At 73.5% G+C, this 14,875-nt stretch carries 10 protein-coding genes; 3 read left to right on the forward strand and 7 right to left on the reverse strand.

Features of this window, described 5'->3' with window-relative positions:
- Positions 1–36: 36 nt before the first annotated feature.
- Positions 37–729 (forward strand): hypothetical protein, encoded by a 693-nt coding sequence (locus GA0070620_RS17515; RefSeq protein ID WP_091592270.1) that lies wholly within the window; start codon positions 37–39, stop codon positions 727–729.
- Between the two features lie 25 nt (positions 730–754).
- On the opposite strand, the gene GA0070620_RS17520 is transcribed toward GA0070620_RS17515, so the two are convergent.
- From GA0070620_RS17520 to GA0070620_RS17540, 5 genes are all read right to left on the reverse strand, one after another.
- The gene (locus GA0070620_RS17520; protein ID WP_091592272.1) at positions 755–2,374 is read right to left on the reverse strand and encodes a DUF885 domain-containing protein; all 1,620 of its coding nucleotides are present in this window, start codon (positions 2,372–2,374) and stop codon (positions 755–757) included.
- Positions 2,375–2,494: 120 nt separating this feature from the next.
- Positions 2,495–3,469, reverse strand: a complete 975-nt coding sequence (locus GA0070620_RS17525) for a nucleoside triphosphate pyrophosphohydrolase (protein WP_091592273.1) — start codon at positions 3,467–3,469, stop codon at positions 2,495–2,497.
- 1 nt (position 3,470) lies between these two features.
- Positions 3,471–4,265: a hypothetical protein gene (locus tag GA0070620_RS17530; RefSeq protein ID WP_091598912.1), complete on the reverse strand. Its 795-nt coding sequence runs from the start codon at positions 4,263–4,265 to the stop codon at positions 3,471–3,473.
- A gap of 75 nt (positions 4,266–4,340) precedes the next feature.
- Positions 4,341–8,012, reverse strand: a complete 3,672-nt coding sequence (mfd, locus tag GA0070620_RS17535; protein ID WP_091592275.1) for a transcription-repair coupling factor — start codon at positions 8,010–8,012, stop codon at positions 4,341–4,343.
- A 257-nt stretch (positions 8,013–8,269) separates the two neighbouring features.
- Positions 8,270–9,310 (reverse strand): S66 family peptidase, encoded by a 1,041-nt coding sequence (locus GA0070620_RS17540; protein WP_091592277.1) that lies wholly within the window; start codon positions 9,308–9,310, stop codon positions 8,270–8,272.
- Between the two features lie 207 nt (positions 9,311–9,517).
- On the opposite strand from GA0070620_RS17540, the gene ppc reads away from it, so the two are divergent.
- Positions 9,518–12,304: a phosphoenolpyruvate carboxylase gene (ppc, locus tag GA0070620_RS17545; protein ID WP_091592279.1), complete on the forward strand. Its 2,787-nt coding sequence runs from the start codon at positions 9,518–9,520 to the stop codon at positions 12,302–12,304.
- Between the two features lie 81 nt (positions 12,305–12,385).
- Here ppc and GA0070620_RS17550 read toward each other — a convergent pair whose 3' ends face one another.
- Entirely contained in the window at positions 12,386–13,177 is a 792-nt protein-coding gene (locus tag GA0070620_RS17550; RefSeq protein WP_091598915.1) for a hypothetical protein, read from the reverse strand.
- A 54-nt stretch (positions 13,178–13,231) separates the two neighbouring features.
- On the opposite strand from GA0070620_RS17550, the gene GA0070620_RS17555 reads away from it, so the two are divergent.
- Positions 13,232–14,395 carry a DNA recombination protein RmuC gene (locus GA0070620_RS17555; RefSeq protein ID WP_091592280.1) on the forward strand — a complete coding sequence of 388 codons (1,164 nt, stop codon included), beginning with the start codon at positions 13,232–13,234 and terminating at the stop codon, positions 14,393–14,395.
- 16 nt (positions 14,396–14,411) lie between these two features.
- Here GA0070620_RS17555 and GA0070620_RS17560 read toward each other — a convergent pair whose 3' ends face one another.
- Positions 14,412–14,840 (reverse strand): hypothetical protein, encoded by a 429-nt coding sequence (locus GA0070620_RS17560; protein WP_091592284.1) that lies wholly within the window; start codon positions 14,838–14,840, stop codon positions 14,412–14,414.
- Positions 14,841–14,875 lie beyond the last annotated feature (35 nt).

A 14,875-nucleotide genomic window follows, 5' to 3' on the forward strand; every position in this document is an offset into this window, starting at 1 on the left:
TGCGTCGCGTGGACCCGATCTATCAGGCTGGGCGGCATGCCCGCCGCCTCGACCACTCTCCGCATGCTCGCCGTGTCGGTCATCGCGTCGCTCACGCTCACCGGCTGTCAGGCCCTCGACGACGCCGGACGGACGATCGGGCGGGCCGAACTGGTCAACGACCTCGCCGCCCGGCTGGACCGGGCGCTGGAGCTGACCTACTCGGCCGACTACCAGTTGCCCGGTGGGCAGACCGCCTCGATCGCGCAGGCGCAGGACCCGGCGCGCTCGGCGTACCGCTACCCGGGCGGGCAACTCACCGTGACCGAGGACGCCACTACGCAGTGTGAGGCGAGCGGCAACCGGACGACGTGCACCCTCGCGGCTCCCCCGGCACCCGGCAGCAAGCCGTCGGTGGCCGTCTTCGCCGAGGCGAAGCGGCGTGGGCTGCTCACCCCGCCGCTCGTGGTGGGGATGCTGACCAGCGCCGCGCTCGACCCGGCGGCGGTCGTCGAACAGAGCGACACCACCGTCGCCGGCCACCACGCCACCTGTGTGGACGTCAGCCGCTCGACCGGGGACTTCTCGGCCTGCGTGACCACCGAAGGGGCGCTCGGCAGCTTCACCGGCCAGGTCGACGGCACTCCGATGGAGCTGACCCTCAGCCGCTACTCGGAGACCGTCGACTGGACCGCGTTCGACCTGCCGAGAGGCGCCGGCGTGGTCGACCGGCGGACCACCACCTCCTGACCCGCCGACGGCCCGCCCAGCGGGTTCAGACGCCGAGCAGGGTGCGCAGGTGGCGCGGGGGCGGGCAGTCGTGGGCCAGCATCGCGTCGTGCCAGTCGCGCAGCGGCACGTCGTGAGGGCGGGCCGCCGCGACCTCGGCGAGCTCGGTGTAGCCCACGAAGTACGTGGACAGCTGCGTCGAGGTCAGCAGCGCCCGACGCCACTTGCCGGCCGCCTCCCCCTCCTCCTGGAAACCGCGCCCGGTCATCAGCGCCATCGCCTCGGCCTCGGGCAGGTCCTCGCAGTGCACCAACTGGTCCAGCAGCGCGTTGATGGTCATCCGTAGCTGCATCTTGAGCTGCTGCAACCGCACCGGGAGGCCGCCGAAGCCCCGCCCGACCATCAGCTCCTCGGCGTGCACCGCCCAGCCCTCGACGAACGGGCCGGAGCGGGCCAGCGCGCGCACCCGGGTCGAGCCGACGTGGCGACGGGCGTGCGCGAGCTGCAGGAAGTGCCCCGGCATCGCCTCGTGGACGGTCAGGTTGCGGATCATGTGGTCGTTGTACTCGCGGTAGAACGACTCGACCCGGTGCGCCGGCCAGTCCGCCGGGGTCGGCGCGATGCAGTAGAACGTCGGCACGTCCGCGGTCTCCAGCGGGCCGGGCGCGTCACAGTAGGCGACCGCCACCCCCCGGGCGAACTCCGGCATCTCCTGGATGACGCACGGGTCGTCGACCAGGGTGACCAGGTCGTGGGCGCGGACGAAGTCGGTCGCCTCGTCCAGCGTCACACCGGCCAGGTCGACGATGGTGTGGTCGTCCGGGTGCTCGGCGGCGAGCAGCCCCAGTGCCCGGCGTACGGTCTCGTCGTCGGCCGGCCCGCCGACCAGCTCGACCGCCGCCTCACGGATCTCCTCGGTGACCCGCTCCAGGTTGGCCCACGCCCGCCGCTGGATCTCCGCGGCGCCCAGCTCGGTGTCGAGGGTGTGCCAGAGCCGCGCCTCCCACAGCCGCCGGCCCAGACGCGGGTCGCGCCCCGGACCGGCGTCGGCGGCGAGGCCGGCGCGCAGCCAGGCGACGAACTCCTCGATCGCGGCGATCGCCGCGGTGGCGGCCGGCTCCACCCGGTCGTGCAGGGTGGGCTCCTGGGCGAGCAGCGCCGGCACCTCGTCGCGGATCAGCGCGGCGGCACCGGTGAACTGACCCACCGCCGTCTCCGCGTGGACGCGGGGCATGTCCCGCAGCGTCCCCCGGGCGATGGCCAACGTGTCCGGCACGGCGGCGAGGCGACCGGCCAGTTGGGTGAGCCGCACGTCCGCCGGGGCGTACGGGCGGGCGACGATCGCGTGCAGCAGCGGGCCCGGGTTGTGGCGCAGCGGGTCCCACTCGTACGCCCGCATCTCGCTCAGCTCGAACAGCTCCCGGTCGACCAGGGCGCTGAGCAGGGCGTGGTCGACCTGCTCCTCGACCTCCAGCGACTCGGCGTCCAGCTCGGACAGCGCGTTGGCGGCGTCCGTGAGCATCGCCCGGTCGGCGGTGCGGCCGTCCGGTGAGAGGTCGGGCAGCCGGTCGTCGTACCGGTGGTCCCCGGCGGAGCTGGCCAGCCCGGGCCGGCTCTCGAGCAACGCGTCGACGATCCGCTCAGCCAACGGCACAAACGATTCCACCCGCCGACCCTACCGGCCCCGTCGCGGCACCGACACCGTTGCGTTGATCATGAAGTTATTGCCACAACACGCCGGTGTCGACGGCGACAACTCCATGATCGACCGGGCGGGTCGGCGGTGTCAGCCGGGGTGTTCGGCGGCCCGGACGGCTTCGGCATAGGCCAGGGTCGCGCGACGGAGGGCCGCCTCGGGGTCCAGGTCGGCCTCGCGGGCCGCAGCGACCGTGGCGAGCAGGCTCGCGCCGAGGCGGGCCTCCGGGTCCACCTGACTCTCCGCGAGCGGCGGCGGCACGGCCAGCCCGACCCGACCGGCCCGTTCCAGGATCTTCGTCGCGAGGGCGAGCGCCGGCTGGCTCAGCGCCACCCCGTCGAGCACGGACCCCCGCGCCTTCTCCGTACGCTTGATCCGCTCCCAGTTGGCGGTGATCTCCTCCAGCGAGCCCGCCTCCGCGCCCGCGAAGACGTGCGGGTTGCGGCGGATCATCTTGTCGACGAGGTCACCGGCCACGTCGTCCACCGACCACCGCTCGCCCTCCGGCAGCTCCTCGGCCAGCCGAGCGTGCAGCACCACCTGGAGCAGCACGTCACCCAGCTCCTCGCGGAGCGCGTCGGTGTCCCCGGCGCTGATCGCGTCGTACGCCTCGTAGCACTCCTCCAGCAGGAACCGGGCCAGGCTCTGGTGCGTCTGCGCCCGCTTCCACGGGTCGCCACCGGGCGAGGCCAGCCGGTCCATCACCGCGACCGCGTCGAGCAGCCGGGCACCGGGCGGGTCCCACGAGCCGTACATCAGCTCCAACTCGGCCAGGCCCGGCTCCCGCGCCAGCCGCAGCCCCAGCTCCCGGGCGACCGGCTCGTCACCGGACGGCCCGGCCAGCCAGACCGCCGTGCCGTGCGCGGCCACCGCGTCCAGCAGCGCCTGGGGCACGCCCTCCGTCACCACGCTGACCCGGGCACCGGCCGTGCGGATCGCCACCGTCGACTCGCTCTCCGCGCCGGTCAGCACCGGCGCGGAGCGTACGACGTCCCAGGCCGCGGCGGTCAGCAGCCCGGCCGGCAGCCGGGGCGACGTGACCAGCAGGACGATCCGACCCGCCATCTCAGCTTTCCGTGCCGGGGGCCGCCTCGTCGGCGGTCGGCTCCGCCGCGGGCGACTCCGGGGTCGAGATGTCGGTGACCGGGCCGTCCTGGTCGATGTAGGGCAGCGAGTAGAAGACGATGCCCTGGCTGCTGTTCACGAAGGACGGCACGCCGAGCGGCAGGAAACGCGGGTTGATCCGCACCTTCGCCCGCTCGGACTCGTCCTCCAGGGCGGCGCTGACCGCCGACGCCGTACCCACGAAGCCGCCGCCGCCGAACGCCTGCCGCACCTCGTCCACGGACAGGCCCGGCTGGATCCGCTCGACCTTGACGATCGCGTCGTAGACGGCCATCAGCGAGTCGTCGCTGACGTCGGCCGGCGGGATCTGCTGGTTGAGCGCCGACAGGACGTCGACCCACTCGCCCCACATCCGGGTGTACTCGGCCGTCGGCGGCGCCTGCAGGGACTGCGCGAGCTGCTCCGGGCTGACCTCGTCCCGGACCTGGATGTTCTTGGCGGCCGCCACCCGCTTGCCGAGCTCCAGGCTGACGAGCAGGCTGAGCACGTCCTGCCGGGTCACCGGCGAGCGCAGCTCCTCGGGCGACGGGGAGGCGCCGGTCTGCGCCGTCCCCTGGCGCATCGCCTCGCCGTACTTCGCCTGCAGGTCGTCGTAGATCTCGTCCACGCGCTTGGTGGACCAGCTCGTGTCACCGACGTACGCGGCGACGTCCGGTGCGGAGTTCCCACAGGCGGTGAGGGAGGCGAGACCGAGGGCCGCGACGCTGGCGGCGGCGATCAGACGGCGAGCACGCATGACCGCCACTCTCTCATGCCGACTCCCCGGTTGTGACGCCCCCCACCCTGCGCACCGTCCACTCCGCACGGGCGGTCAGCGAGCCGCCCCCGCCAGGGCCGGCTCGCCGAGCACGTCGGAGAGGAGCTGGGCGCACCACTCCAGCAGGGCCTGGTCGCGCAGCGGCTCACCACCGACCCGGCGGGTGCTCGGCCGCGGCACGCTGACCTGGTCGGTGGCCTGCTTGTAGACCGAGTCCGGGTGGTAGCGCTTGAGCCGCATCTGCTTCGAGTCCGGCAGCGGCAGTGGGCTGAACCGCAGGTGCTTGCCCTGCATGCTCACATCGGTGAGCCCGTAGCGGCGGGCCAGCAGCCGGAAACGGGCCACCGCGACCAGGTTCTGCACCGGGGCGGGCGGCTCGCCGTAGCGGTCGGTCATCTCGGCGACGACCTCGCGCAGCCGCTCCTCGTCGCGGGCCTCGGCGAGCTTGCGATACATCTCCAGCCGCAGCCGCTCCACCCCGACGTAGTCGTGCGGCAGGTGCGCGTCGACCGGAAGATCGATCTTGACGTCGACCTCCTCCTCCGGACGCTCCCCCTTGAACGCCTGCACGGCCTCGCCGACCATCCGCACGTACAGGTCGAAGCCGACGCCCTCGATGTGCCCGGACTGCTCACCGCCGAGCAGGTTGCCGGCGCCCCGGATCTCCAGGTCCTTCATGGCGACGTACATGCCGGCGCCCAACTCGGTGTGCTGGGCGATGGTGGCCAGCCGCTCGTGCGCGTTCTCGGTGAGCGGCTTGTCGGCCGGGTAGAGGAAATAGGCGTACGCCCGCTCCCGACCCCGGCCCACCCGGCCGCGGATCTGGTGCAGCTGGGCCAGGCCCAGCAGGTCGGCCCGCTCCACGATCAGGGTGTTGGCGTTCGGGATGTCGATGCCGGACTCCACGATCGTCGTGCAGACCAGGACGTCGAACTCCTTCTCCCAGAAGCCGACCATGACCTTCTCGAGCGCCTCCTCGCCCATCTGGCCGTGCGCCACCGCGACCCGCGCCTCCGGCACCAACTCCCGGATCCGCCGCGCCGCCCGCTCGATCGACTCCACCCGGTTGTGCAGGTAGAAGACCTGACCGTCGCGGAGCAACTCGCGGTGGATGGCGGCGGCGACCTGCCGGTCGTCGTACGCCCCGACGGCCGTCAGCACCGGATGCCGCTCCTCCGGCGGGGTGGCGATGGTGGACATCTCGCGGATGCCGGTGATCGCCATCTCCAGCGTCCGCGGGATCGGGGTGGCCGACATGCTCAGCACGTCGACCGAGGCACGCATCGTCTTCAGGTGCTCCTTGTGCTCGACGCCGAACCGCTGCTCCTCGTCGATGATGACCAGCCCGAGGGACTTGAACCGGGTGGCCGCCTGCAGCAGCCGGTGGGTGCCGATGACGATGTCGGCCGTGCCCTCGGCGGCCATCGTCAGGGTCTGCTCGGCCTCCTTCGGCGTCTGGAACCGGGACAGCTGCCGGATGGTCACCGGGAACTGGCTCATCCGCTCGGCGAACGTGTTGTAGTGCTGCTGCACGAGGAGCGTCGTCGGCACCAGGACGGCCACCTGCTTGCCGTCCTGGACGGCCTTGAACGCCGCCCGGACCGCGATCTCCGTCTTGCCGTAGCCGACGTCACCGCAGATCAGCCGGTCCATCGGGACCGTCTGCTCCATGTCCCGCTTGACCTCTTCGATCGCCGCCAACTGGTCGGGCGTCTCCTGCCAGGGGAACGCGTCCTCCAGCTCCCGCTGCCACGGCGTGTCCGGGCCGAAGTTGTGCCCCTTCGACGCCTTCCGCGCGGCGTACAGCTGGATGAGCTGCGCGGCGATCTCGCGGACCGCCTTGCGGGCGCGGGCCTTCGACTTCTGCCAGTCCGAGCCGCCCATCTTGTGCAGGGTGGGCTGCTCGCCGCCGACGTAGCGGCTGAGCTGGTCGAGCTGGTCCGTCGGGACGAAGAGCCGGTCGCCGGGCTGACCCTTCTTGCTCGGGGCGTACTCGATGACCAGGTACTCCCGGGAGGCGCCGTTGACGGTGCGCTGCACCAGCTCCACGTAGCGGCCGATGCCGTGCTGCTCGTGCACCACGTGGTCGCCGGCCTTCAGCTCCAAGGGGTCGATCGTGTTGCGCCGCCGGCTGGGCATCTTGCGCATGTCACGGGTGGACGCACCCCGCCCGCCGGTGATGTCGTCGCCGGTGAGCAGGACGAACCGGGACGCCTCGTCGACGAAGCCGGCGCCCAGCGATCCGCAGGCCACCAGCAGCTCACCGGGGACGGGCGCCTCCGGCACCGTCTCGGTGAGCCGGGCGCCCAGCCCGGCGTCGCGCAGCACCTCCACGGCCCGCTGGGCGGGGCCGTGCCCCTCGAAGACCAGCGCGATCGACCAGCCCTCGACCGACCAGCGCTTCAGGTCGTCCACGACCCGGGCGGTCTCGCCGTGGTAGAGCGGCGCCGGCTGGGCGGCCAGCGTCACCGCGATCGCGTCGTCCGGGGTGACGCTGACCTCCGCCGGGGCGTCCTCCCACGGCTGGCGCGCCGGAGCGGCCTCCGCCTCCGCGAGGCCGAACGGCGACAGCGTCCACCACGGCTGGCCCCGCTTGCCGGCGGCCGCGCGGACGTCCGCCAGGCTGCGGAAGGCGGCGGCGCCCAGGTCGACCGGGGCCTGACCACCGACGGCGGCCGCGGCCCAGCTGGCCTGGAGGAACTCCTCGGAGGTACGCACCAGGTCGTGCGCCCGGGTGCGGATCCGCTCCGGGTCGCAGAGGATCACGTGGGTGCCGGCCGGCATGGTGTCCAGCAGCAGTTCCAGGCTCTCGTCCCCGAGCAGCGCCGGCACCAGCGACTCCATCCCCTCGACCGGGATGCCCTCCGCCAGCTTGTCCAGGATCTCGGCCAGCTCCGGGTGCTGCTCGGCCAGCGCCGCGGCCCGCCGCCGCACCTCGGGGGTGAGCAGCAGCTCACGACACGGGGGCGCCCAGAGCTGGGCGACCTGCTCGATCGTGCGCTGGTCGGCGACCGCGAAGGTGCGGATCTCCTCCACCTCGTCGCCCCAGAACTCGATCCGGGACGGGTGCTCGTCGGTGGGCGGGAAGACGTCGAGGATGCCGCCGCGCACCGCGTACTCGCCGCGCTTGGTGACCAGGTCGACCCGGGCGTACGCCATGTCGGTGAGCCGGCGTGCGACCTCCTCCAAGTCGGCCTCGACCCCGGCGGCGAGCTGCACCGGCTCCAGGTCTCCGAGCCCCTTCAGCTGCGGCTGGAGCAGCGAGCGGACCGGCGCGACGACGACCCGCAGCGGCCCGGTGCGGCCGTGCGCGTCGGCCGCCTCCGGGTGGGCGAGCCGGCGCAGCACGGCGAGCCGGCGACCGACCGTGTCCGAGCGGGGCGACAGCCGCTCGTGCGGCAGCGTCTCCCAGGACGGGAAGACCGCCACCTGCTCGGCCGGGAGCAGACTGCCCAGTGCGGCGGCGAGGTCGTCGGCCTCTCGGGTGGTGGCGGTCACGGCCAGCACGGGCCGCCCGGCACCCCCACCCGCCCCACGCGCACCCGCGGCGCTGGTCCCGCTGTCGTCGGCGGGGTCGGCCGCGACGGCGGCCACCGCGAAGGGTCGCAGCGCCGGCGGCGCGGTGATGTCCAGCCCGTCGACCTGCGCGGCACCGGAGCGCGCCAGGTCACGCGCCCGGGCCAGCCCGGGATCGGCCAGGGCGGCGGTGAACAGTCCGGTGAGCATGTGATCACTTCCCGCGGAGTCGACGCGCGTGGTGCGGCTCGGCGCACACGACTGATCCCCCGCGTCCGGCCGGACGGGGGGTGCACGAATGCCAGCCTATCTCCGGCAGCCGACACCCACCCGTCTCCCGCCGCAGCGCGTTGGCCGGCCCCCGCCCCGCCACGGTCCGCGCAACTCCGGGGAAGTTGCGGCCTCCCGTCGGCCTCGACACCGCTAATTCCGAGCTGTTGCGCGGATCTTGACCCGAACGCGGCCGGTCAGTAGCGCACCGAGATGCGTCGCTCGACCGCGTCCACCCGCACCTCACCGCCGTACGGGATGATCAGCTGCGGGTCGGTGTGACCCAGGTCGACGTCGAAGACCACGACCGGGTCGTCGGCGTACGCGGCCAACGCCCGGTTCACGGCGGCTCGCTGGTCCTCGGACCAGGCCCGCCGCTCGTCGAGCGTGTGCGGGCGGTCGAAGTCCCACGCCTTCGGGCGCCCCACCAGCACCGCCCGGAAGGCCGCGAGCAGGCCACGCTCGCCCAGGTTGCGCAGGATGCGGAAGACCTCGGTGGCCGGGGGCAGTTCGTTGGAGGTCTCGAAGACCAGCACCGAGCCGGACAGGTCGGCGACGGAAGGGATCCGGTCCGCCGCCGCCAGCCAGTGCAGGATCTCCAGGCAACCGCCCCAGGTGCGCCCCTGCACCACTGTTTCGGGGCCCTGCCAGCGCCAGCCCTCGCCGGGGATCATCACCGGCTCGTCCGCCAGCGTGGCCGGGTCCCGCCAGTCGTTCGGCTGGTCGCCCCACTCGGTGGCCGGGGCCAGCTCGTACCAGCCGGGGGTGAAGAGCGCCGCGCGCAGCGAGTCGAAGGTCAGCGGATGCGGCGCGCCCGGCCGGCCGAGGTGCACCAGCACCGAGCCACCGTGGTAGCCGACGATGCCGAGGCGGTAGAGGTGGTTGAGGACGTTGGTGTTGTCCGAGTAGCCGAAGTAGGGCTTCGGGTTGGCGGCGATCACCGCGTCGTCCAGGTGTGGGGTGACCGTGATCAGGTCGTCCCCGCCGACGGTGGCGAGCACGGCGGTGATCGACGGGTCGGCGAAGGCGGCGGTCAGGTCCCGGGCCCGGTCGCGCGGGTCGGCGCCCAGTACGCGGGTGGTCGGATACTCCACCGGCTCCAGGCCGAGGTCCTCGCGGAGGCGGCGCAGGCCCAGCTCGTACACCTCGGGGAAGACCGCCGGAAGGCCGGCGGAGGGCGAGACGACGGCGACCCGGTCGCCGGGTCGCGGCTTCGGCGGATAGCGCGGTGGCACCATGATCGGAAGCTAGCCGGCCGGTCAAGGGGATTCTGCCGGTGGCCCAGATCACCCCGGCGTGCCGGCGCCCGGACCAGCGGCGCAGCCGGACGACGCGCCGACCGTGGAAGGCGATCTCCCGGGGCCCCTCCTTACATACCGGTCCGCGCGGATACCATCCAGGGAGTCGGACAGCGCTGTCCTTCGTAGCGACGTGAGGAGCGCACCGTGACCGACCAGCACGACCACGACGGCCCGGACGCCGCGCTGCGGGCCGACATCCGGCGCCTCGGCACCCTGCTCGGGCAGACCCTCGCCCGTCAGGAGGGCCGGCCCCTGCTCGACCTGGTCGAGGAGATCCGGGCGCAGGTCCGCTCCGACGCCCCGGCCGCAGCCCAGCGGCTCGGCACCCTCGACGTGACGACCGGCACCAAGCTCGCCCGCGCCTTCTCCACCTACTTCCACCTCGCCAACATCACCGAGCAGGTGCACCGGGCCCGTGACCTGCGGCGACGCCGGGCCGTGCAGGGTGGCTGGCTGGACCAGGCGGCGAAGATGATCGCCGAGCGCGGGGTGCCGTCGGAGGAGATCGCCGCCGTCGCCCGCCGCCTGGCCGTACGGCCCGTCTTCACCGCGCACCCGACCGAGGCGGCCCGCCGGTCCATCCTGTCGAAGCTGCGCGCGATCGCCGACGAGTTGGACACCGAGACGGCGAACGCGATCCTCTACGGCGCCAGCGACGAGGGGCCGGCGAACCGGCGGCTGGCCGAGCTGCTCGACCTCATGTGGCAGACCGACGAGCTGCGGCTGGACCGGCCGGACCCGACCGACGAGGCGCGCAACGCGATCTACTACCTGCGCGACCTGTACGCCGAGGCCGCCCCGCAGGTCCTCGACGACCTCGCCGACACGCTGCGGACCCTGGGCGTGGAGACCTCGCCGACGGCCCGGCCGCTGACCTTCGGCACCTGGATCGGCGGCGACCGTGACGGCAACCCCTTCGTCACCCCGGCGGTAACCCGCGACGTGCTGAGCATCCAGCACGAACACGGCATCGAGGCCACCGAGAAGGCGATGGACCACCTGATCAACGAGGTGTCCGTCAGCCGCCGGCTGCGCGGGGTGTCGCTGGACCTCTCCGCCAGCCTCGCCGCCGACCTGGACGCGCTGCCCGAGGTGGCGCCCCGGTTCCGCCGGGTGAACGCGGAGGAGCCGTACCGGCTGAAGGCGCGCTGCGTGAAGGCCAAGCTGGCCAATACCCGGCAGCGGCTGCGCCAGGGCACCGCCCACGTGCCGGGCCGGGACTACCGGGGCTCGGCCGAGCTGATCGCCGACCTGGAGCTGCTGCGCGCCTCGCTGGCCCGCAACTCCGGCCAGCTCACCGCCGTCGGCCGGCTCGCCTCCACCATCCGTACGGTGTCGGCGTTCGGCCTGCACCTGGCGACCCTGGACGTGCGGGAGCACGCGGAGAAGCACCACGAGGTGCTCACCCAGCTCTACGCTGCCGTCGGCGAGGTCTCCGACTACCCATCGCTGACCCGGCTGGAGCGCACCAAGCTGCTCGCCGACGAGCTGACCGGCCGCCGGCCGCTCTCCACGCTGGACACCCCGCTGACCGAGGCGGCCCGCAAGACGTTCGACGTCTTCGGCACGATCCGGGAGGCACAGGACCGGTTCGGCACCGAGGTGATCGAGTCGTACATCATCTCGATGACCCTCGGCGTGGACGACGTGCTCGCCGCCGTGGTGCTGGCCCGGGAGGCCGGCCTGGTGGACGTGCACACCGGCCGCGCCCGGGTCGGGTTCGTGCCGCTGCTGGAGACGCCGGCGGAGCTGAACGCCGGCGGGGAGCTGCTGGACGAACTGCTGTCGCTGCCGGCGTACCGGGCGCTGGTCGCCGCCCGCGGCGACGTGCAGGAGGTCATGCTCGGCTACTCCGACTCGAACAAGGAGGCGGGGATCACCACCAGCCAGTGGTCGATCCACCGGGCGCAGCGGGCGCTGCGTGACGTGGCCGCCCGGCACGGCGTGCACCTGCGCCTCTTCCACGGCCGGGGCGGCACGGTGGGGCGCGGCGGCGGGCCGACGCACGAGGCGATCCTGGCCCAGCCGTACGGCACCCTCGACGGCGCGATCAAGGTGACCGAGCAGGGCGAGGTCATCTCCGACAAGTACACCCTGCCCTCGCTGGCCCGGGAGAACCTGGAGCTGACCCTGGCCGCGGTGCTCCAGGCCACCCTGCTGCACACCGCGCCCCGGCAGCCCGCCGAGATGCTGGAGCGCTGGGACGCCGCGATGGACGTGGTGTCCGAGTCGGCCTTCCGGTCGTACCGGTCGCTGGTGGAGGACCCGGACCTGCCCGCGTACTTCTGGGCGTCCACCCCCACCGAGCTGCTCGGCGCGCTCAACATCGGGTCCCGCCCGGCGAAGCGGCCCAACACGGGCGCCGGCCTGGCCGGGCTGCGGGCCATCCCGTGGGTGTTCGGCTGGACGCAGACCCGACAGATCGTCCCGGGCTGGTTCGGCGTCGGCTCCGGGCTCGCCGCGGCGCGGGAGGCGGGGCTGGCCGACGTCCTGTCCGAGATGCACCGCAACTGGCACTTCTTCCGGACGTTCCTCTCGAACGTCGAGATGATGCTGACCAAGACGGACCTGACCATCGCCCGTCGGTACGTCGAGACGCTCGTGCCGAAGAAGCTCCACCCGATCTTCCACAAGATCGAGGAGGAGTACGAGCTGACGAAGCGCGAGGTCCTCGCGGTGACCGCGTCCCCCGCGCTGCTGGAGAACTCCCCGGTCCTCCAGCGCACCCTCGCGGTGCGCGACACCTACCTCGAACCGCTGCACCACCTCCAGGTGGCGCTGCTGCAGCAGTACCGGGACTCCGGCGCGGCGGGCCGGGCGGTGGCGACGGCGCCGGGCGGTCGCCGCGCCCCCGGCGACGGTACGGCCCTGGAGCGCGCTCTGCTCACCACGGTCAACGGCATCGCCGCCGGGATGCGCAACACCGGCTGACGGGCTGCGGTCGGTCCTGGCCCGGCGCTCCGCCGGGCCAGGACCGGCGCGGGGCTCCGCGCGGCCGCGACCCAGCGGTGCTCAGAAGTCGCCGCCGCCGAAGTCTCCCCCGCCGAAATCGCCCCCGCCGAAGTCACCGCCCGCGAAGTCGCCGCCGTAGTCGCCACCACCGGCGTCACCACCGCCGACGTCGCCACCCTGGCCGTCGCCGTAGTCGGCGCCGTCGGAGAAGCCCTCCTGGTAGCCGGCGTCGTAGCCGTAGCCGGGGTCGGCGAAGGCCGGCGAGAAGAGCGCGTCGGCGATCAACATGCCGCCCAGCACGCCCGCGCCGGCGCCCAGCGCGGTCTTCCACCACGGTGTCGAGTACCACCCGGCCGGCACCGGCCGGCCCTGGTAGCGACCGCCCGGGTAGTAGTACGGCGTGTCCCGCCCCGGCTGCGGTCCGGCCTTGAAGGTCTGGCCCTGCACCTCCACCTGCCGCTCCCTGGTCAACTGGCCGGCACCCGCGGCGGCTGCCAGCGGAGGCAGGTCGGGGCCGGGGTCGAGGCCGAGCGCGACCCGGGCCGCCCGCGCGTACGCGAGCCCTTCGAGGGCGGTCTCCCGCGCCAGCCGGTACTGCTGCACCGTGTGGGCCTGTTCGAGCTGGCCACCGGCCGCGTTGTACCGCTCACCGGCGTCGACCAGCGACTGCCGGACGGCCGGGTCGTCGCCGTGCAGGTTCATCACCTGGCCGCCCAGGCGCTCGTACCAGCGCTGGGCGTCCGCCCGCGCGTCGGCGATGGCCCGGCCCTCCCGTACGGCGGCCTCGCGACGCCACCAGACGAACGCGCCGGCCAGCAGCGCCACCAGGATGACCAGCAGCAGAAGTTCCATGAACACGACGGTACCCACGCCCGCAACGTCGTACGCGTTTGGCAAGCTTCGGTGATGGACTTCCCGACGCTGGCCGTGGTGGTGCTCTGCCTCGGCGCGGGCGGCGCGGTGGGCTGGCTCGCGGCCCGGTCCCGCTCCGCGGCCGAGATCGCCCGTCTCGACGCGACCCTGCGTGCCACTCGCGAGGGCGAGGGGCGGTTGGAGCAGTCCATGCGGGCACTGAGCTACGAGGCGACCGCCCAGTCCCAGGAGGCGGTGGCCCGGGCCGTCGCCCCGCTGCACGACACGCTGCGCCGCTACGAGCAGCGGGTGGCCGAGCTGGAGCGCGACCGGGTCGACGCGTACGCCGAGCTGCGCGAGCAGGTCCGCTCGATGAGCGCGGTCTCGGGTGAGCTGCGCACCGAGACGAAGCAGCTGGTGGCGGCTCTGCGCGCGCCGCAGGTGCGGGGCCGCTGGGGCGAGCATCAGCTGCGTCGCATCGTCGAGGCGGCCGGCATGCTGGAGCACTGCGACTTCGCCGAGCAGGTCACCGCGAGCACCGACAACCAGGGCGTCCGCCCCGACCTGGTGGTCCGGCTGCACGGTGGGCGGTCGGTGGTGGTCGACGCCAAGGCGCCCTTCGACGCCTACCTGACCGCCATGGAGGCACGCGACGAGCGCGGCCGGGACGGGCACCTCGACGCGCACGCGCGGCACCTGCGGGCGCACGTCGACGCGCTCGCCGCGAAGTCCTACTGGGCGGCCTTCGACAGCACGCCCGAGTTCGTGGTGCTGTTCGTGCCCGCCGACCCGTTCCTCGACGTCGCCCTCCAGCGCGACCCGACGCTGCTGGAGCACGCCTTCGCCCGCAATGTGGTGCTGGCCACCCCGGCGACCCTGGTCGCGCTGCTGCGCACCGTCGCCTACTCATGGCGGCAGGAGGCGCTGGCCCGTAACGCGACGGCCGTGCGCTCGCTGGCCCGCGAGCTGCACGGCCGGCTCGCCACCCTCGGCGACCACGTCGGCAAGCTGGGCTCCGCGCTGGGCAGCGCGGTGACGGCGTACAACCGGGCGGTCGGTTCGTTGGAGGCGCGGGTGCTGGTCAGCGCGCGCAAGCTCGCCGAGCTGGGCGTCTCCGACCAGGAACTGGCCACGCCCGCCCAGGTGGAGTTGGCGCCGCGGCAGCCGCAGGCGCCCGAGCTGCTGGACGCGTCCGACGGTGAGATGACCGCCCGCTGACGCGGGCGGCCGGCCGTCACGACCGTTTGGCGGTCTCCACCACGAACGGTGTGCCCTGCTGGCACGTGGTCGCCATGTCCTCGACCACCCGCCCCGTGACAGTGACCCGGGCCCCCACCGCCAGCACGTCCCGCGGACCGCCGATCAGCAGGTGGTTGTCGAGCAGCAGGCAACCCGGCTCGACGCCGGCGGTGATCCGCCCGGTCAGCGACTGCCCCCCGCCGGGCTTCGGCGTCGGGGCGCCCGCGGTGGGGCCCGGAGTCGGGGTGACGCTCGGGCCGACCGGTGGTGTGGCCGGAGCGGAGCTGGACGGCTGCTCGGTCACTGGGGCTGTTGCCGTGGTGGGGGTGGGCGTGGGCGTGGGGGCGCTGGTGTCGTCCGCGCCGCAGGCCGTGAGCGCCGCGGCGGCGGCCACGGCGACGACGGCGAGCCGAAGGGTCCTCATACCGATATCGGACGTACGGGGACGGCCGGGCGTTC

The sequence above is a fragment of the Micromonospora krabiensis genome (genome assembly GCF_900091425.1).
In the GTDB taxonomy this organism is placed as follows: Bacteria; Actinomycetota; Actinomycetes; order Mycobacteriales; family Micromonosporaceae; genus Micromonospora; species Micromonospora krabiensis.